We start from the raw sequence: 16520 nt of genomic DNA on the forward strand, positions 1-16520 counted from the left end.
GCGGCCTCCAGCCCCGGCCGGGTCGCATTACGGATGCGACCCCACCGCGGTCTGTCGCGGTTCCGGCTCGTGGGAGGCCGGCGCCAACGGCGCGGCGTGGTCGACCGTTCCTTCGCCGTGCTGCGTCAGCGGCCGGTTGCCGCTGAGCGCACGCAGCAGCACGTAGAACATCGGCGTGAAGAAGATGCCGAACGCCGTGACCCCGATCATGCCGGCGAACACCGCAACGCCCATCGCGTGCCGCATCTCCGAGCCGGCGCCGGTGGACGTCACCAGCGGCACCACGCCCATGATGAAGGCCATCGAGGTCATCAGGATCGGCCGCAGTCGCAGCCGGCTGGCCTCGATCGCGGCCTCGATCGGCTTTCGCCCGGCGAATTCCAGCTCTCGCGCGAATTCCACGATCAGGATGGCGTTCTTGGCCGACAGGCCGACCAGGACGATCAGGCCGATCTGGGTGAAGACGTTGTTGTCGCCCTTGCTGATCCAGACGCCGAACATCGCAGCGAGCAGCCCCATCGGCACGATCATGATGATCGACAGCGGCAACGTCAGGCTCTCGTACTGTGCGGCGAGCACCAGGAACACCAGCAGCAGCGCCACCGGAAACACGATCATCGACGAGTTGCCGGCGATGATCTCCTGGTAGGTCAGCTCGGTCCATTCGTACGAGGTGCCTTTCGGCAGCGTCTCCTTGGCGACGCGGTCGATCGCGGCCTGCGCCTGCCCGGTCGAAAAGCCGGGCGCGGCGCCGCCGCTGATATCTGCGGTGAGAAAGCCGTTGTAGCGCATCGCCCGCTCCGGCCCGGCGCTTTCCTTGACCCGCAGCAGCGTCGACAGCGGGATCATCTCGCCGGTGTCCGAGCGCACCTTGAGCTGGCCGATGTCGTCCGCCCGCGCCCTGAACTTGGCGTCGGCCTGCACCCGCACCGAATAGGTGCGGCCGAATTTGTTGAAATCGTTGACGTAGAGCGAGCCGAGATAGATCTGCATGGTCTCGAAGATCGAGGTCACCGGCACGTTGAGCTGCCGCGCTTTGGTACGATCGACGTCGGCATAGAGCTGCGGCACGTTGATCTGGTAGCTGGTGAACAGCCCGGCCAGTTCCTTCTGCGCACTCGCCTTGGCGACGAACGCCTTGGTGGCATCGTTGAGGGCCTCGTAACCCAGCCCGGCGCGATCCTCGATCTGCAGCTTGAAGCCGCCGATGGTGCCGAGCCCGGCGACCGGCGGCGGCGGGAACATCGCGATGAACGCATCCTGGATGCCGGCGAACTTCTTGTTCAGCGATAGCGCGATTGCGTTGCCGCTGAGCGACTTGTCCTTGCGTTCGGCGAAGTCCTTCAGCCCGATGAAGACGATGCCGGAATTCGACGAGTTGGTGAAGCCGTTGATCGACAAGCCGGGAAACTGGATCGAATTCTCGACCCCCGGCTCCTGCTGGGCGATCTCGCCCATCCGGCGGATCACCTCCTCGGTGCGGTCCAGCGTGGCGCCGTCCGGGAGCTGCGCGAAGCCGACCAGATATTGCTTGTCCTGCCCCGGCACGAAGCCGCCGGGCACGGCCTGGAACAACCAGAAGGTGGCGCCGACCAGCAGCAGATACACGGTCATGCCGAGCGCGCGGCGCGACACCACCCGCCTGACGCCGCCGCCATAGGCTTCCGAGCTGCGGCTGAAGAAGCGGTTGAAGCGGACGAAAAACCAGCCGAGCGTCTTGTCCATCAGCTTGGTCAGCGCATCCTTCGGCGCGTCGTGTCCCTTCAGCAGCAGCGCGGCCAGCGCCGGAGACAGCGTCAGCGAGTTGAATGCGGAGATCACCGTCGAGATCGCCACCGTCAGCGCGAACTGCTTGTAGAACTGTCCGGTCAGACCGGTGATGAAGGCCAGCGGCACGAACACCGCGACCAGCACCAGCGCGATCGCAATGATCGGCCCGGTGACCTCGCGCATCGCCTGATAGGCCGCGTCCTTCGGCTCGAGCCCGCGCTCGATGTTGCGTTCGACGTTTTCGACGACCACGATGGCATCGTCGACCACGATGCCGATCGCCAGCACCAGCCCGAACAAGGTCAGTGCATTGATCGAGAATCCGAACACGTGCATCACCGCGAAGGTGCCGATCACCGACACCGGCACCGCGATCAGCGGAATGATCGAGGCCCGCCAGGTCTGCAGGAACAGGATCACCACCAGCACCACCAGGGCGATCGCTTCCAGCAGGGTGTGGATCACCGCCTCGATCGAGGCGCGGACGAACTGTGTCGGATCGTAGACGATGTCGTAGGAGACGCCGTCCGGCATGTTCTGTTTCAGCTCCTTCATCGTCGCGCGGACGTTGTCGGAGATCTGAATCGCGTTGGAGCCCGGCGACTGGAAGATCGGGATCGCCACCGCGGACTTGTTGTTGAGCAGCGAGCGCAGCGCGTAGTCGGCGGCACCGAGCTCGATCCGCGCGACATCGCGCAGCCGCACCACTTCGCCATTGTCGCCGTTCTTGACGATGATCTCGCCGAATTCCTCTTCGGTCTGCAGCCGGCCCTGAGCATTGACCGAGAGCTGAAGGTCAAGCCCAGGTTCGCCCGGCGAACTGCCGACCTGCCCGGCCGCGGCCTGAACGTTCTGGGCCCGGATTTCCCGCACCACGTCGGCCGGGGACAGACCGCGCTCGGCGACCTTCTGCGGATCGAGCCAAATCCGCATCGAATAGTCGCCGGAACCGAACAACTGCACCTGGCCGACGCCCGGAATCCGCGCCAGCCGATCCTTGACGTTGAGCACCGCGTAGTTGCGCAGATACGTCATGTCGTAGCGGTCGTTCGGCGACATCAGATGCACCACCATGGTCAGGTCGGGTGCACTCTTGATGGTGGTGATGCCGAGCGCGCGAACCTCCGCCGGCAGCCGCGGCTCGGCCTGCGAGACGCGGTTCTGCACCAGTTGTTGCGCCTTGTCGGGGTCGGTGCCGAGACGGAAGGTGACGTTGAGGGTCATCTTGCCGTCGGTGGTCGCCTGGCTGCTCATGTACAGCATATTCTCGACGCCGTTGATCTGCTCCTCGATCGGCGTCGACACCGTCTCGGCAATGACCCTGGGATTCGCGCCGGGATATTGCGCCGACACCACGATGGTCGGCGGCGCGACCTCCGGATATTCGGAGATCGGCAGCACCGGCATCGACAACAGGCCGGCGAGGAAGATCAATGCCGACAGCACGCCGGCGAAGATCGGGCGATCGATGAAGAACTTGGAGAAATTCATGGCTGTGGTCCGCCGGTTCGCTCGCGCGCGAGCGCAATGATGCCTGCACGGCGGACGGGAGGTCTGCCGCGTGATTGTCTACCGAAAACAATGAGGTGCGGACCCGCCGTGGCGGCGGGGCCGCAGCGGTTAGTTCTGAGCCACCGTTTTGTTGGGATCGGCGGCATCCATCGCCACCGTCTCCGGCTTGATGGTGACGCCGGGCCGGACCCGTTGCAGCCCGTTGACGACGATGCGCTCGCCGGCCTTCAAGCCGGACGCCACCACCCGCAGGCCGTCGACCGAGGCCCCCAGCGTCACTTCGCGATACTGCGCGTGGTTCTCGGCATCGACCACCATCACGAATTTCTTGTTCTGGTCGGTGCCGACCGCGCGCTCGCTGACCAGCAGCGCAGGCTCGGGCTTCGGCTGCCCCATCGACAGCCGCGCGAACTGGCCCGGCATCAGCCGGCCGTCGGCATTGTCGAACACCGCGCGCACCCGCACCGTGCCGGAGCGCGGATCGACCTGATTGTCGATGAACTGCATCTTGCCCTTCACCGGCGCTCCGCCGGCGATCGTCGTCATCTCGACCGGAATCCGTTCGATCGCACCCGGCGTGTTCTCGTCGGCAAGCGTCTTCAGCGCGCGGGTCACCACCTGCTCGTCGGCATTGAAGCTGGCATAGATCGGGTTGACCGAGACCAGCGTGGTCAGCAGCGGCGAACTCGGGCCGGCGGCAATCAGGTTGCCGACCGTGATCTCCACCTTGCCGACCCGGCCGGACACCGGAGCGCGGATCTCGGTGTAGCTGAGATTGAGCTCTGCGGTCTTCAGCGCCGCTTCGGCGGATTTCAGGTTCGCCTCGGCCTCACGATAGGCGTTGAGGCGGTTGTCGACCTCGCGCTGGGTGATGCTGGAACTGGAGAGCTGTTGGCTGCGTTCGACATCCGCCTTGGTGAAGACGACGCGCGCGCGAGCAGCCGACAGCTGCGCCTGGGCGCGATCGACCTCGGCGGCATACAGCGACGGATCGATCCGGACCAAGAGGTCGCCCTTGTTGACCAGCGCGCCCTCCCTGAACTGGATCTCCTGGACGGCACCGGCGACCCGCGAGCGGATCTCGACCCGCTCGATCGCCTCGAGACGCCCGGAGAACTCGTCGGACGGCGTCGTGGCCTTGGTCTGGACCAGCGCCACCGACACCGGCACGGCGGCGGGCGCCGCCGCTGTGGGTTCCGCCTGGGCGGCCCCGGTGCGCTCCATCAGCGCAGCGCCGCCGGCCAACGCGATCGAAACCGCAATCATTCCCGCGCCGAGCGCAGTCTTTCGAGCGAGTGGAGTAGCCATCGCGAATCCTATTTGATCAGGTAAGCTTGTAAAAAGCCCAGCAGATTCAGTAACTCGTCCGTACAGCGGGATGGTGACGACCGAATATCATCATACCACGCTGCAGCGCACATATCCATACCGTCTGGTATAGATGGACTATCGACATCCACTGTCAAGAGACTTATCTACCGCTTGGTAGAAATCTCTGGAGATTCAGCCATGGCCCTGGGACGCCCCCGCGAATTCGACGTCGACGCAGCGCTCGACCTCGCTTTGCATGTGTTCTGGCGCAAGGGGTACGAAGGCACCTCGATGGCGGACCTCACCGAGGCGATGGGGATCACCAAGCCGAGCCTGTATGCGGCGTTCGGCAACAAGGAAGATCTGTTCCGGAAAGCGCTCGATCGCTACGTCGACGGCCCCGGCGGCTACTATCAGGCAGGCCTGCAGAAGCCGACCGCGCGCGAGGTCGTCGAGCACATCCTGTACGGTGCGGTCGATGCGATGACCGATCCAGGAAACCCCGGCTGCCTCGCCGTACAAGGCGCACTGTGCTGCGGCGAAGCCGCCGAGACCATCAAGCAGGAACTGGCGGCGCGCCGCGCCAAGGGCGAGCAGGACCTGCACGACCGTCTGGCCCGTGCGATCGCCGAAGGCGATCTGCCATCCGGCACCGATGCCGGGGACCTCGCCCGCTACGTGTCGGCGATCCTGCAAGGCATAGCGGTGCAGGCGGCAGGCGGCGCCTCCTCCGATCAGTTGCGCAAGCTGGCCGACATGGCCCTGCGGAACTGGCCGCCGGTGTGACGCCGCGACGATCGCGGGCCGCCGGCCACAAACATTTCGTTAAGGATACGGCGACCCGATTACCAACATTGCGCGCAGTTGCCATCGCTTATTAGGAACTGCGAGCGATGTTGCGCGCATGCGCTTCCCGCCATTGTCCCGCTCCCTGCACGCCGACCCACGCATTCGCCGCGAGTTGGTCGAACTGCTCTACACGTCGCTGCCGCAGGTGATGGCGATCGGCGTGACCTCGGTCACGGGCGCGGCGACCTTGACGCTGCTCGGCGGCGATCCCGGCTACGCTGTGATCTCGGTGTTCATCCTGGTCACCGCCACCGCACGCGTGGTCTCGTTGATGCGCTACAAGGCGCGGGCCGACCAGTTCTCCGACGCCGACGTGGTGCGCTGGGAGCGGCTGTACGGCGCCGGCGCGACCGCGTTCGGCCTCGCGCTGGGCGCGCTGTCGTTTCGCGCGCTGCAGCTCGGTGACGCGCCGGGCGCCTGGATCGCGTTCGGCCTGTCGATGTCGTACTGCGTCGGGATGGTGTCGCGCGCGGCGATCCGGCCGTGGATCATCCTCACCGCGGCTGCGGCGCTGCTGGCGCCGACGATCATCGCCGGCGTGATGCGCCCGGAGCTGGCCTACAAGATCGGGGCCGGCATGCTGGTGCTGTTCTGGCTGACGCTGCGCGAAGCCTCCAAGCATCTCAGCGCGGCGTTCACCGAGCGGCTCGAAGCCAAGCACCGGCTGGCGCGTCAGGCCACCCACGATTTCCTCACCGGTCTGCCGAACCGCGCCGGCTTCCTGCAGGCGCTCGCGAACTCCCGCGGCAGCTTCACCGTGATCGCCATCGACCTCGACGGCTTCAAGCCGATCAACGACCGCCACGGCCATCACGCCGGCGACGATCTGTTGCGGCAGGTCGCGGAGCGGCTGACCGCCTGCGCCGGCGCCGACGGCATTGCCGCGCGGTTCGGCGGCGACGAGTTCATGCTGCTGAAGCCGGTCGCCGCCGCGGAGCCCGGCCGTGACGAAGCGCTGGCGCTGGCCCGCCGCGCGGTGTTCGATCTGTCGATGCCGTTCGTGCTGTCCGATCTGCCGGTATGCATCGGTGCCAGCGCCGGAATCGCCGTGAGCGGTACGGCCCTCACCGATGGTTCGACCGCGCAATTCCTGGAGCGGGTCGACCGCGCACTCTACGCCGCCAAACGCGCCGGCGGCGGTTGCGCCTGGGCGGACGACGCCGACGAAAAACGGCCAGGCTGCGACGGCGGCGGCAGTGCGCTCCCCAGCCCGGCGGCGGCCTGACGCCGCGACCTGCGGCAACCCGAGACCGAGCCGGCGCCCGTCGGATCGCAACGCTGGACCAAAACCTCGGCGCCGCCGCCGGATCGTGACGATCAGGTCTTGGGCGCCGCCGCCTTGGGTGCGGCGGCCGGCCTGGGCGCCGCCGCCGGCTTGTCCGCAAAGCCGTTGTAGCAGGCGAGCCGCTCGTCCTCTTCCTTGACCTGGCGACAATCCGCCGCGGTCTTGGCGGGCTTTGATTTGGCGCCAGCCTTGGTCGGTTTGGGCGGATGGATCGCATCGAAGCAGTCCAGCCGCTCCTTGGTGGCGTCCTCGATCTCCAGACACGCCTTCATGCGGTCCGCGACCGAAGGCCTGCCCGCCGCCTTGTCGCCCTTCGGCTTGATCTGCACCAGCGGCCGGTCGCCGACCATCGGTGCCGCACCGGAGGCCGGTGCGTTGCTCTGCGCCAGCGCCGCGCTCGAAGCCAGCAGCGCGGCAAGTACCACGATCGTTCTCATCGAAATCCCCGTCCCTTGCCCCGAGCCGCAAACGGCGACGCCGGTGCGGCAACAATCCTCAAACCGAAGCAGCCAGATGCCGTCAAGCCGGCCGGCTGCCGCAGCCTGTCCAGCGCTCAGCACGGCGTTGGGAATGCGGCGGGTTTGGGGCAAGCTCGTCCTCCTCCCCAATTGCGACCGCTGGCCAGATCGCTCCCTGCACGCTACAGCAAACCGATGAGATGGTTACTGATCGCCTTCGCGGTCGCGCTGCCGGTGACGACCGCTGCCGAGCCGCGCAGGTCGGCGCCGCCGCCCCCGCGTGTCGAGCAAAACACTCCGCTGCCGCGCAATTTGAGCGTGAGGCGCACTCCCTGCGCCGATTTCGGCCCCGGCTTCGTCCAGCTTGAAGGCAGCTCGACCTGCGTCAGAGTCGGCGGCAGCATCAGCGTCGGCGCCGGCGTGCGCCGCTGATCCTCGGAGCCGCCCGTACTGGAACCCACCGGCCAATACCGGATTATGGGTCCTATGACGATTTTGCGACAATCAACCCCGCACGTGTCGCCGGCTCCGCGGCACCCCGCCTTGCACTTCGCCCCGCTCGCCGGGCTGACGCTGCTGCTGGCGGCCCCCGGACTTGCCATCCAGTTCGGACTGCTGCCGTTCGAATACCGGATGGGCGCGCTGATTACCGTGTCGGCGCTGTGCGTCGGGCTGTGCCTGTGGGCAGGGTTCTCGTTGAAGGAGCTCGGTTTCGGCCGCCCGCATCAGTGGCGTCACTGGCTCGGGGCGCTCGCCGTCACCAGCCTGATCTCCGCCATCATGCTGCTGCAGAGCCGGCTGTTCAGCTTCGATGCCCAACCGCCGGCCTGGCTCAGTTTCGCGCCGTTCTACGTCCTGGTCTCGAGCCCGTGCCAGGAGGTGGTGTGCCGCTCGATCCCGAAGCTGATCACCGACCGGATGCGCCACGGCGGCTGGGCCTACGTGCTGTATTCGGCGGCGCTGTTCTCGCTGATCCACCTCTGCTACGGCGACCCGGCGCTGCTGCTCAACACCTTCCTGCTCGGCGTGGTGTGGGGCTTCGTGTACTGGCGCACCCTGAACATCTGGCCGCTGATCGCTTCGCACGCCGTGGTCGGCACCCTGGCATTCTCGCTCGGGCTGGCCTGACCGGCGTCAGATCTCGAGCTGGGTGCCGAGCTCGACCACGCGATCGGTCGGAATCTTGAAGAACGTCGTCGCCCTTGTCGCGTTCAGCGTCATGAAGGTGAACAGCCGCTCGCGCCACAGCGCCATCCCCGGATTGAGGCTCGGCACGTAGGTTTCGCGGCTGAGAAAGAACGAGGTCGACATCATGTTGAACTCGTGGCCGAACTGTTTGCACAGCGCGAGCGCGGCCGGGACGTCCGGGGTCTGCATGAAGCCGTAGCGGATCACCAGACGATGGAAGCCGTCGCCGATGTCGGTCATGTGCACGCGCTCGCTGTCCGGAACGTAGGGCGTTTCCGCGGTGGTCACCGTCGTCAGGATGACGCGCTGATGGACGGTCTGGTTGTGCTTGAGATTGTGCAGCAGCGCCGGCGGCACGCCGTCGGTGGCGGCGGTGAGAAACACCGCGGTGCCCCTCGCCCGCGACACGTTCGGCCCCAGCGCACGCAACACCACGTCGAGCGGCACCGACTGCTTCTTCAACTGCTTGCGCACCAGGGCGCGGCCGCGGCGCCAGGTCGTCAGCACGGTGAAGGAGATGAAGCCGATGAACAGCGGGAACCAGCCGCCCTGCGCCACCTTGATGATGTTGGCGGCGAAGTAAGCGAAGTCGAGCAGCAGCAGCGTGCCGATCACCACCACCACCAGGATCCGATTCCAGCGCCACAGCAGGGCCGCCACGAACGCCACCAGAATGGTGTCGATCATCATCGTCCCGGTCACGGCGATACCGTAGGCGGCCGCCAGATTGCTCGACGACTGGAAGCCGATCACCAGCGCCATCACGGCGAAATACAAGGTCCAGTTGGTGAACGGCACGTAGATCTGGCCGGCCTCCTCGCCGGAGGTGTGGACGATGGTCATCCGCGGCAGCAGCCCGAGCTGGATCGCCTGCCGCGCCACCGAATAGGCGCCGGAGATCACCGCCTGCGACGCGATCACCGTGGCCATGGTGGCGAGCGCCACCATCGGCATCACCATCCATTCCGGCCCGAGCCGGAAGAACGGGTTTTGGATCGCCGCCGGGTCATGAATCAAAAGTGCGCCCTGGCCGAAATAGTTCAGCAGCAGCGCCGGCAGCACCAAACCGAACCAGGCGAGCCGGATCGGAAATTTGCCGAAATGGCCCATGTCGGTGTACAGCGCCTCTCCGCCGGTGACGGCCAGCACCACCGAGCCGAGCGCGTAGAAGCTCATCAGCGGATGGCGGATCACGAACTCGATCGCGAAGGTCGGGCTGATCGCCTCGAGCACCTCCGGCGCATGCACGATATTGACGATGCCGAGCGCGGCGAGCGTCAAGAACCACATGCACATCACCGGTCCGAATAACCGGCCGACCAGGCCCGTGCCGCGCGACTGGATGCCGAACAGGATCGTCAGCACCACCGCGGTGATCGGCACCACATAGGCCTTGAGATCCGGCGTGACCACTTCGAGGCCTTCGACGGCGCTGAGGACCGAAATCGCAGGCGTGATCATGCTGTCGCCGTAGAACAGCGCCGCAGCGATCACACCGAGCATCATCAGCGGATAGTGCACCCGCCGGCCGCGGGTCAGCTCGGTCACCAAGGCCAGCAGCGCCAGGCTGCCGCCCTCGCCGTGGTTGTCGGCGCGCATGATGACGATGACGTATTTCACCGTCACCAGCATCATCACGGTCCAGAACACCAGCGACAGCACGCCGAAGATGTTGTCGGGCGTCACCGGGATCGGGTGATGACCGGCGAAGGTTTCCTTCAGAGCATAGAGCGGGCTGGTGCCGATGTCGCCATAGACGACGCCGATGGCGCTGACCAGGAGACCGAGGCCCTTCTTCTGCTGGCTCATTGCCTACCCCTGAGCCGCGTCAGTCGCACAGCTGCGGCTGCGGCATGGTAGCTGCCGCAGCACCAGCGGTGTCCGATGCAGGACATTGCGGTCTCCGACGGCCCGCTCTCGTTTTCGGTCCCGCGTCTGTTCCATAGGCTGCGCCCTGTGCTTGACCTGGATCGGAGGCGCGCGGCGCCGACGTTCCAGGAACGTGTCGAGTTTGTCGCGATTCGGTTGAAGCCAGATCAGGCGCGGTCGCGCCGATTGCCTAGAAGCATAGGTTTGTCACCATGTTTCCGCGCTTGTCCTTGAGCACATAGGGGCAATCGTTCCGCTTCAGCGCCGCTTTGGCGTCGGCGTTGCCGAGCGCGGCGGCCTTTTCGTAGTACGCTTTGGCCGCATCGCTGTCCCGTGGACCTCCGCGTCCGGCCTGGGCAAACACACCCATCTGCATCAACGCGCCGGGATGACCCTGCCCCGCCGCCTTTTCGAACAAGGCTCGGGCTCCGGCATCGTCCTTCGGCCCGCCGATGCCGTCCGCCAGCATCAGCCCGAGCTGGTATTGCGCCTCGGCGTTACTCTCTGCGCCCTTGGCGAGCAAGGCTCGGGTTTTAACGGGGTCCGACGCCCCCCCACCGCCGAGCGCGGCCAGATTGCTGATGCCGCGCGGATTGCCCGCCGCGGCAGCGCGCTCCAGCAGCTGGCGCGCTTTGGCCTCGTCCTTCGGCAGCCCGGCACCGGTGGCGTAGGCGACACCGAGTTCGACCATCGCCGAACTCGAGCCCTTGTCGGCGGCCCGGCGATAAGCGGCGAGCGCATCCGCGGTCTGGCCGCCCGCCGCGTAGGCGCGGCCCAGCGCATACATCGCGCGGCGCGAACCGGCTGCGGCGATCCGACAATATTTCACCGCGGTGGCAACGTCGCCCGGCGCGATCTCGGCGACGCCTTTGACGTCCGACGGCTTGTCAGGATCGGCCGGATCGGCGGCGATCCGGTCGCACAGCACCAGATCGGCCGACTGCGCGCGAGCGTCCGTCGTGGCGCTGCCAAGTAACAGTGCGAGCAGGACAGCCGATCCGCCGGCGGTCCACGATCTCGTCATCATGCTTCGTCCTCAAGCCCGCCGCAGCCGCCCCGAACACCGCGTTCGGCTGCGCGCGCCGCCCCGCGCGGCATCTCATCCGGCGGCAATCTAGCCAATCCGACCGGAGGTTTAAACCAACCCGTCACGACAAAGGACTGTGGAGGAGCTTGTCGGATGGCGAAAACCGACTTGCGGCGTCGGCCCGGATCGGCCAGCGCCACCAGTCCGTTGCCGGATCAGGGCACCGTCCGATTGCGCAGATCGGAACATTTGCCGCCGCGTGCCGTTCAGAACCAGGTTGATGCGAGGGCGATAGGCATGACGATTCTGAAATGGGCGCTGATCTTTCTGGTGATCTCGATCATTGCCGGCATTTTCGGCTTCACCGGGATTTCGGCGGCGTCCGCGGACATTGCGCGGATCCTGTTCTACATCTTCGTGGTGATCTTCATCGTTCTGCTGATCCTGGGGCTCACGATCTTCAGAGCCTGATGTTGTGCCGCGTTGTCCCGGCGTCGGCGCAAGGCTGAGATGAGCTGATATGCGGCTTGATCTGCCGCAAACGGTGACGGGCCACCTTCGACCAAGGTCGGCTCGCGTCGCCGATATTGAATATTGCAATGCAACATCGGCTCCACTAGGTAAGCCTTCTCCAACCCTGGGGCGGTCGATGAGCGAAGATTGGAATACGAAATACGGCGTGCGGCGCGTGCGGCGCGACCCGCCGACCCTCGAAGAGGCGATTTTCGCCGCGACCGGGATCACCGACGACCTGGATTCTCAGGCGGAGATCGCGGCCTCTCTGATGGGGATGCCGATCGAAGCCGTTCAGAAGGAAGTGCGCAAATCCGCCCGGACCGCAGCGCGAACTTCGCGCGTGATCACCGGCGAACAGGGCTTCCAGCGCTCCGTGGTGGTCGAACGCCGGGTGTCTCGCCGCATCGTCGGCAACGACAAGCGAATCTGACGCCGGACTGCGCTTAGCACCAAGCACCAGATCTTCAACGAACAACGCCGCGGACCCAGGCCCGCGGCGTTGTCGTATCGATCCGGTTCGAACGTCAGGCGGCGCGATTGATGCCGGACATCCGCAGAAACAGATTCCAGCATGCCTGATTGAAGGCGATCAGCGCGTTTGCAGCGCTGCCCGGAACATCGATCGGGCGTGGGACGAGCGCCGTGTCGCCCTGCTGCTGCAGATCGATCGTGCCGGTGGACTCGCCCTGCCGGAAGGTCAGATGTGCGCCGAACTTGTTGGCCAGCGCGCGCATTGCCTGATTCTGCGAGCCGGTGGTGATCCGCAGCTTCTCGTAACCGAGCGAGCGTGCGACCTCCATCAGTTGCTTGAACAGAATGCTGCCGATCCCCTTGCGGCGCAGATGGCTTTCCACGCTGAACGCGATCTCGGGGAGCGAGTCGAAGTGCAGATCCGGCTGATGCAGCTCGGCGGCCGCGTGCACGGAGCCGTCTTCGGCAAAGAACGCGATGATGATCGTGCCGTCGCCGCCGCACTTCTTGGCGTAGCGATCGATGAAGCCTTCGTCAGCGTAGCCGTTGAACCGATCGCGCCGGCTGTCCGCGTCGAGGCGCAACAGATGATCCCGCAGCAGCGGCAGCTCTTGGTTGATCAGGGATCGAATCGTCCCTTTCGAGCCGGTGAGATCGGCAATGAGAGCGTCGTGCATAAGTCTTCTCTCCTCTCGGGATGACCCTCAAGGAGGCGTTCGTCTTCCCTAGACAGAAGTCATATTGTGCAATGCACAATAATATTCAAGACCCATTCGCAGGCGACGCCTAGGAAAGAACGGCAGAGAGCCTTCGAACTTTCGCAAAACCTATCTAAACTAAGGCGCTTAAGAAAGCTTGACGAAGCGCAATCAGGCCTTCGAGCGCGGTTTTGCGTCGCACCCTCGTAGTCTTACGAGGATGCAGACATTATCATAATACCATCTGCGTTTGGGTGACCACGGCCACCAGCTTGCCGTCCTCGCCCTCGATTCGGGTCTGCCACACCTGGGTCCGCCGGCCGCGATGCACCGGCGTCGCAGTCGCGACAATCGTGGTCCCAGCCTTTGCCGGACCGATGAAGTTCGTCTTGCTCTCCAGCGTCGTGGTGCCCTTGGCCTCGGCCGGCAGGTTGATCACCGTCGCCGCAGCGCCGACGCTGTCCGCGAGCGCCATCACGGCGCCGCCGTGAATGCTCGCGCCGACGGTGCAGAGATCGTCGCGCACCAGCAGCGTCGCGACCACACGGTCGGGCGCCGCTTCGGTGAAGCGCACGCCCATCAGCGCCGCGAACGGCAGTGGAAACGAATTGATCTTCTCCAGCGGCGTCATGGGTGCCCTCTCCTCGCCCGCTGATGTCGCAACGGCCGCGCGGGCTGCGGCCGCCGCTGTGGTCGGACGGATCGATGCCTGCCGATCCGCCCCGGAGCAATGACCTGTCAGGTCATGGACACGGCGCGATCGCCGTGTGTCAGGCGGGCTCGACGCCGCACCATTCGGCGATGAACAGCGCGGTCGCCTTGGTCGATTGCCGCAGCGAGTCGAGATCGACGTATTCGTTGAAGCCGTGCATCGCCGCACCGGACGCGCCGAAGCACAGGCTCGGGATGCCGTAATTGAGACCGTAGAACCGGGTGTCGGTCAGGGCGGTGAACACCAGGTCCTCCACCTCACTGCCATAGACCGCCTGATACGCCTTGCCGAACGCGGCTTCCGGCTCGGCCGAGTCCGTCAGCTCGTAGCCTTCGGACAGAAAGCCCGACCACTCCACCTGCGGCGGATTGTTCGACAGGAAGCGATGGTCGCGTGCCGCGGCCGCGACGCAGGCCATGATCTCGGCCTGGTGATCGGCCACCGACCAGCCCGGCAGGATCGCGATCCGGCAATCGACATCGCACCACGCCGGCACGCTCGAGGCCCAGTCGCCGCCCTTGATGATGCCGGGGTTGAAGTTGATGGGGTGCGCCACGTTCTTGAAATGGCGGTCACTGGCGGCGCGCTTGTTCCACTCCTCCTCGAGCTTCTCCAGCGCGTGGATCAGGTGATAGGCCGCGGTGATGGCGTTCGATCCCGACCCGGCTTCGAACACGTGCACCGGAAAGCCGCGGACCTTGAGCCGGAACCAGATCACGCCGACCTGCGATCGCACCATCTTGCCGCCGGTCGGCTCCGGAATGAAGCAGGCGTCGGCGCGATAGCCGCGCTGCAGCGTCGACAGCGCACCGACGCCGGTGCTCTCCTCCTCGATCACGGATTGGAAATGGATGCGACCGGTGGGCTTCAACCCTGCGGCCTTGATCGCGTCCAGCGCATACAAAGCGCCGATGGTACCGGACTTCATGTCGCAAGCGCCGCGGCCGTACATCCGGCCGTCCTTGATCACCGGGGCGAACGGCGGCGTGGCCCACATCTCCAGCGGCCCCGCCGGCACCACGTCGCAATGCCCCTGCAGGATCAGCGAGCGGCCGGCGTTGTTGGCGGGTCGATAGGTGCCGACCACCGTGCGCGCCTTCGAGAAGTCGTGCTCGATCGGACCATAGCCGCGCAGATCCTTCAGCTCATCGAGTTCGATATGCCAATCGTCGACCTCGTAGCCGCGCTGCCGCAGCAGATCCGCGATCATGTCCTGACACGGCCCCTCGGCACCGCGGGTGCTCGGAATGGCGACGAAATCACGCGTAGTCGCGAGCTGGGCGTCGAAACCGGCATCGACGGCATCGAGAATGCGGCGGTTGAGGTCGTCGCTCATGCGGATAGGCACTCCGTTTTTGTTCGTTCTGGCACCGGCGCGCCGGATCAAACCACAGATCGCCAGATTTTCCATGCAGTTTGGCCCTGCACTCGAATCATGCCCTCATGCTGCAAAACTGCTCAGGATAATCGATGCCCGTTCCTCACCCTTCCCTCACTTGGCCGACCATCGTTGCGCTCGGCGCGGCGGCCGTCGCCCTGTTCGCGGCCCCCGCGGCAGCACAACAGCAGGTCTCGCACGAACGGGACATTTCAAGCCTGCGGCTCGGTCAGAAAATTCTGGTCGACGACGGATCCTGCCCCAACGGCCAGATCAAGGAAGTCACAGGTGCGACGCTGTCGGCATCGGGTGTCACCGCGACGCGGAAGTGCATTCAGCGGGTGCGGCGCTGACGCGGCGGGTGACCGGTGACCAAGCCCGTCACTCGAGCGGGTCGAACATGCACTGCAGTGCCGGCTTGGCGATCAGGGTGAAGGTCGCGCTGATCTGCGACTGCTTGGTTTCCGGCACCCAATCGTTGTCGATCGTCGGCACGCCGCTTTCGCGGATGCCGCGGAGCAAGGCCTGACGCAGATCGTTGTCCGGCACCATCGCGGCGGCATGATCGTGCAGACAGCCGCACACCGCATCCGGATGTGCCCACCGCCCTGTCATATGCGCCGTGCACTGGCGGATGAAGTCTGTACGGGGATCCTGAACGCTGAACAGCGACCGCGTCTGACTTTGCGCGTGAGCCGCCTCGCCGAACGTCACACCGAGGCCGAGCACCAGCGCGACCATCCGAAATATCGTCACCAATTCACCAACTCCATCCGGCGACGTCGCCGCATCACCGGGCTGCGCTATTGTGCGCCGCACCCGGGTCCGCGATCGGCGTGCCGAGATAGGCAAAGGTCCCGGCACCCGGCAGCCTGCTCTCGGTCGATCCGGCGGACGCGCTGCCGCCGACCATCAACGCGAGGGCGAGGAAAAAGCTCCAGGTCCGCATCCGAGGTCTCCTGCCATGTCACCAGCCGGCGTCTGCCGCTGCTGTCGTTGACGGGTTGATAACCACGCCCTGTTTCGGGACCGCTGCGCCAGGGTGACCGAATGGTTTCGTCCCACGGCCGAATTGTTTCGTCGTTTTTCCCGCGACGAAACAATTCTAAGAAACCGTCGGCAGTTCAAAGCAGGCGGCGGTGGCCGCGTCGGCGCCCAGAACCCGACTAAAGTCGCTGGCTGTCGGCCGTCCGGAAGTCGGACGTGACATCGCCACGTCATCAACAACCGCTTAGTAGGGCGTCGTACCCGTCGCGCTCGGTGGCTCTGCGGTCCCGACATCGCGGGATTTTCCACCCTCTATTACCAACTTTGGCCGACGGACGCTCGAGGCTAGTAATTTCATTGGATCGGTTCTACAAATGATTAGTTGCGGAGCTTGGCGTGATCCAGCTTTGAGCCGCGCTTTGACGTCGGGTGCAGATCATCGCGGTGCATTGACCGCGGCCGAGGCAGAGACCTGGACGTTCGAGATCC

At 65.5% G+C, this 16520-nt stretch carries 17 protein-coding genes; 6 read left to right on the top strand and 11 right to left on the bottom strand.

The window, feature by feature from the left end; all coding sequences use genetic code 11:
• Nucleotides 1-27: 27 nt before the first annotated feature.
• Together DWA33_RS19230 and DWA33_RS19235 are read right to left on the bottom strand one after the other, a co-directional pair.
• Complete coding sequence (locus DWA33_RS19230; RefSeq protein WP_114360129.1) at nt 28-3261, bottom strand: efflux RND transporter permease subunit; 3234 nt, start codon at nt 3259-3261, stop codon at nt 28-30.
• A 129-nt stretch (nt 3262-3390) separates the two neighbouring features.
• Nucleotides 3391-4590: an efflux RND transporter periplasmic adaptor subunit gene (locus DWA33_RS19235; protein WP_114360130.1), complete on the bottom strand. Its 1200-nt coding sequence runs from the start codon at nt 4588-4590 to the stop codon at nt 3391-3393.
• Between the two features lie 201 nt (nt 4591-4791).
• On the opposite strand from DWA33_RS19235, the gene DWA33_RS19240 reads away from it, so the two are divergent.
• Nucleotides 4792-5379: a TetR/AcrR family transcriptional regulator gene (locus DWA33_RS19240; RefSeq protein ID WP_114360131.1), complete on the top strand. Its 588-nt coding sequence runs from the start codon at nt 4792-4794 to the stop codon at nt 5377-5379.
• Between the two features lie 118 nt (nt 5380-5497).
• Nucleotides 5498-6667 (top strand): GGDEF domain-containing protein, encoded by a 1170-nt coding sequence (locus DWA33_RS19245; protein WP_114360132.1) that lies wholly within the window; start codon nt 5498-5500, stop codon nt 6665-6667.
• A 92-nt stretch (nt 6668-6759) separates the two neighbouring features.
• Here DWA33_RS19245 and DWA33_RS19250 read toward each other — a convergent pair whose 3' ends face one another.
• Both DWA33_RS19250 and DWA33_RS25270 read right to left on the bottom strand, forming a co-directional pair.
• Nucleotides 6760-7164 carry a hypothetical protein gene (locus DWA33_RS19250; RefSeq protein WP_114360133.1) on the bottom strand — a complete coding sequence of 135 codons (405 nt, stop codon included), beginning with the start codon at nt 7162-7164 and terminating at the stop codon, nt 6760-6762.
• 203 nt (nt 7165-7367) lie between these two features.
• A complete protein-coding gene (locus DWA33_RS25270; RefSeq protein ID WP_167443241.1) occupies nt 7368-7646 on the bottom strand; it encodes a hypothetical protein in 279 nt (92 codons plus the stop codon).
• Nucleotides 7647-7662: 16 nt separating this feature from the next.
• Between DWA33_RS25270 and DWA33_RS19260 the strand changes: the two genes are divergently transcribed.
• Entirely contained in the window at nt 7663-8313 is a 651-nt protein-coding gene (locus DWA33_RS19260) for a CPBP family intramembrane glutamic endopeptidase (RefSeq protein WP_114360135.1), read from the top strand.
• A gap of 6 nt (nt 8314-8319) precedes the next feature.
• Here DWA33_RS19260 and DWA33_RS19265 read toward each other — a convergent pair whose 3' ends face one another.
• Together DWA33_RS19265 and DWA33_RS19270 are read right to left on the bottom strand one after the other, a co-directional pair.
• The gene (locus tag DWA33_RS19265) at nt 8320-10182 is read right to left on the bottom strand and encodes a potassium transporter Kup (protein ID WP_114360136.1); all 1863 of its coding nucleotides are present in this window, start codon (nt 10180-10182) and stop codon (nt 8320-8322) included.
• 250 nt (nt 10183-10432) lie between these two features.
• Complete coding sequence (locus DWA33_RS19270; protein ID WP_114360137.1) at nt 10433-11269, bottom strand: tetratricopeptide repeat protein; 837 nt, start codon at nt 11267-11269, stop codon at nt 10433-10435.
• Between the two features lie 297 nt (nt 11270-11566).
• Here DWA33_RS19270 and DWA33_RS19275 point away from each other — a divergent pair, with 297 nt between their 5' ends.
• Nucleotides 11567-11740: a DUF1328 domain-containing protein gene (locus DWA33_RS19275; protein ID WP_114360138.1), complete on the top strand. Its 174-nt coding sequence runs from the start codon at nt 11567-11569 to the stop codon at nt 11738-11740.
• Nucleotides 11741-11918: 178 nt separating this feature from the next.
• A complete protein-coding gene (locus DWA33_RS19280) occupies nt 11919-12215 on the top strand; it encodes a hypothetical protein (protein ID WP_114360139.1) in 297 nt (98 codons plus the stop codon).
• A gap of 94 nt (nt 12216-12309) precedes the next feature.
• Here DWA33_RS19280 and DWA33_RS19285 read toward each other — a convergent pair whose 3' ends face one another.
• The 3 genes from DWA33_RS19285 to DWA33_RS19295 all read right to left on the bottom strand — a co-directional run bounded on the left by DWA33_RS19285 (nt 12310) and on the right by DWA33_RS19295 (nt 15002).
• On the bottom strand, nt 12310-12933 hold the full coding sequence (locus DWA33_RS19285) for a GNAT family N-acetyltransferase (RefSeq protein ID WP_114360140.1): 624 nt from the start codon (nt 12931-12933) through the stop codon (nt 12310-12312).
• Between the two features lie 253 nt (nt 12934-13186).
• Nucleotides 13187-13585 carry a PaaI family thioesterase gene (locus tag DWA33_RS19290; protein ID WP_114360141.1) on the bottom strand — a complete coding sequence of 133 codons (399 nt, stop codon included), beginning with the start codon at nt 13583-13585 and terminating at the stop codon, nt 13187-13189.
• A 139-nt stretch (nt 13586-13724) separates the two neighbouring features.
• On the bottom strand, nt 13725-15002 hold the full coding sequence (locus DWA33_RS19295; protein WP_114360142.1) for an ArgE/DapE family deacylase: 1278 nt from the start codon (nt 15000-15002) through the stop codon (nt 13725-13727).
• 134 nt (nt 15003-15136) lie between these two features.
• On the opposite strand from DWA33_RS19295, the gene DWA33_RS19300 reads away from it, so the two are divergent.
• Nucleotides 15137-15397 (top strand): DUF6719 family protein, encoded by a 261-nt coding sequence (locus tag DWA33_RS19300; protein WP_114360143.1) that lies wholly within the window; start codon nt 15137-15139, stop codon nt 15395-15397.
• 28 nt (nt 15398-15425) lie between these two features.
• Here the strand turns inward: DWA33_RS19300 and DWA33_RS19305 are convergent, their stop codons facing one another.
• A complete protein-coding gene (locus DWA33_RS19305) occupies nt 15426-15785 on the bottom strand; it encodes a hypothetical protein (protein WP_114360144.1) in 360 nt (119 codons plus the stop codon).
• A 49-nt stretch (nt 15786-15834) separates the two neighbouring features.
• On the bottom strand, nt 15835-15993 hold the full coding sequence (locus DWA33_RS25275; protein WP_167443242.1) for a hypothetical protein: 159 nt from the start codon (nt 15991-15993) through the stop codon (nt 15835-15837).
• Between the last annotated feature and the right edge of the window lie 527 nt (nt 15994-16520).

This window comes from Rhodopseudomonas pentothenatexigens, assembly GCF_900218015.1.
Classification (GTDB): domain Bacteria; phylum Pseudomonadota; class Alphaproteobacteria; order Rhizobiales; family Xanthobacteraceae; genus Rhodopseudomonas; species Rhodopseudomonas pentothenatexigens.

Bases quoted from the DNA above. Each gene is read 5' to 3' on its own strand.
- DWA33_RS19230 (WP_114360129.1), bottom strand. From the start codon at position 3,261: ATGAATTTCTCCAAGTTCTTCATCGATCGCCCGATCTTCGCCGGCGTG.
- DWA33_RS19235 (WP_114360130.1), bottom strand. From the start codon at position 4,590: ATGGCTACTCCACTCGCTCGAAAGACTGCGCTCGGCGCGGGAATGATT.
- DWA33_RS19240 (WP_114360131.1), top strand. From the start codon at position 4,792: ATGGCCCTGGGACGCCCCCGCGAATTCGACGTCGACGCAGCGCTCGAC.
- DWA33_RS19245 (WP_114360132.1), top strand. From the start codon at position 5,498: ATGCGCTTCCCGCCATTGTCCCGCTCCCTGCACGCCGACCCACGCATT.
- DWA33_RS19250 (WP_114360133.1), bottom strand. From the start codon at position 7,164: ATGAGAACGATCGTGGTACTTGCCGCGCTGCTGGCTTCGAGCGCGGCG.
- DWA33_RS19260 (WP_114360135.1), top strand. From the start codon at position 7,663: ATGGGTCCTATGACGATTTTGCGACAATCAACCCCGCACGTGTCGCCG.
- DWA33_RS19265 (WP_114360136.1), bottom strand. From the start codon at position 10,182: ATGAGCCAGCAGAAGAAGGGCCTCGGTCTCCTGGTCAGCGCCATCGGC.
- DWA33_RS19270 (WP_114360137.1), bottom strand. From the start codon at position 11,269: ATGATGACGAGATCGTGGACCGCCGGCGGATCGGCTGTCCTGCTCGCA.
- DWA33_RS19275 (WP_114360138.1), top strand. From the start codon at position 11,567: ATGACGATTCTGAAATGGGCGCTGATCTTTCTGGTGATCTCGATCATT.
- DWA33_RS19280 (WP_114360139.1), top strand. From the start codon at position 11,919: ATGAGCGAAGATTGGAATACGAAATACGGCGTGCGGCGCGTGCGGCGC.
- DWA33_RS19285 (WP_114360140.1), bottom strand. From the start codon at position 12,933: ATGCACGACGCTCTCATTGCCGATCTCACCGGCTCGAAAGGGACGATT.
- DWA33_RS19290 (WP_114360141.1), bottom strand. From the start codon at position 13,585: ATGACGCCGCTGGAGAAGATCAATTCGTTTCCACTGCCGTTCGCGGCG.
- DWA33_RS19295 (WP_114360142.1), bottom strand. From the start codon at position 15,002: ATGAGCGACGACCTCAACCGCCGCATTCTCGATGCCGTCGATGCCGGT.
- DWA33_RS19300 (WP_114360143.1), top strand. From the start codon at position 15,137: ATGCCCGTTCCTCACCCTTCCCTCACTTGGCCGACCATCGTTGCGCTC.
- DWA33_RS19305 (WP_114360144.1), bottom strand. From the start codon at position 15,785: ATGGTCGCGCTGGTGCTCGGCCTCGGTGTGACGTTCGGCGAGGCGGCT.
- DWA33_RS25275 (WP_167443242.1), bottom strand. From the start codon at position 15,993: ATGCGGACCTGGAGCTTTTTCCTCGCCCTCGCGTTGATGGTCGGCGGC.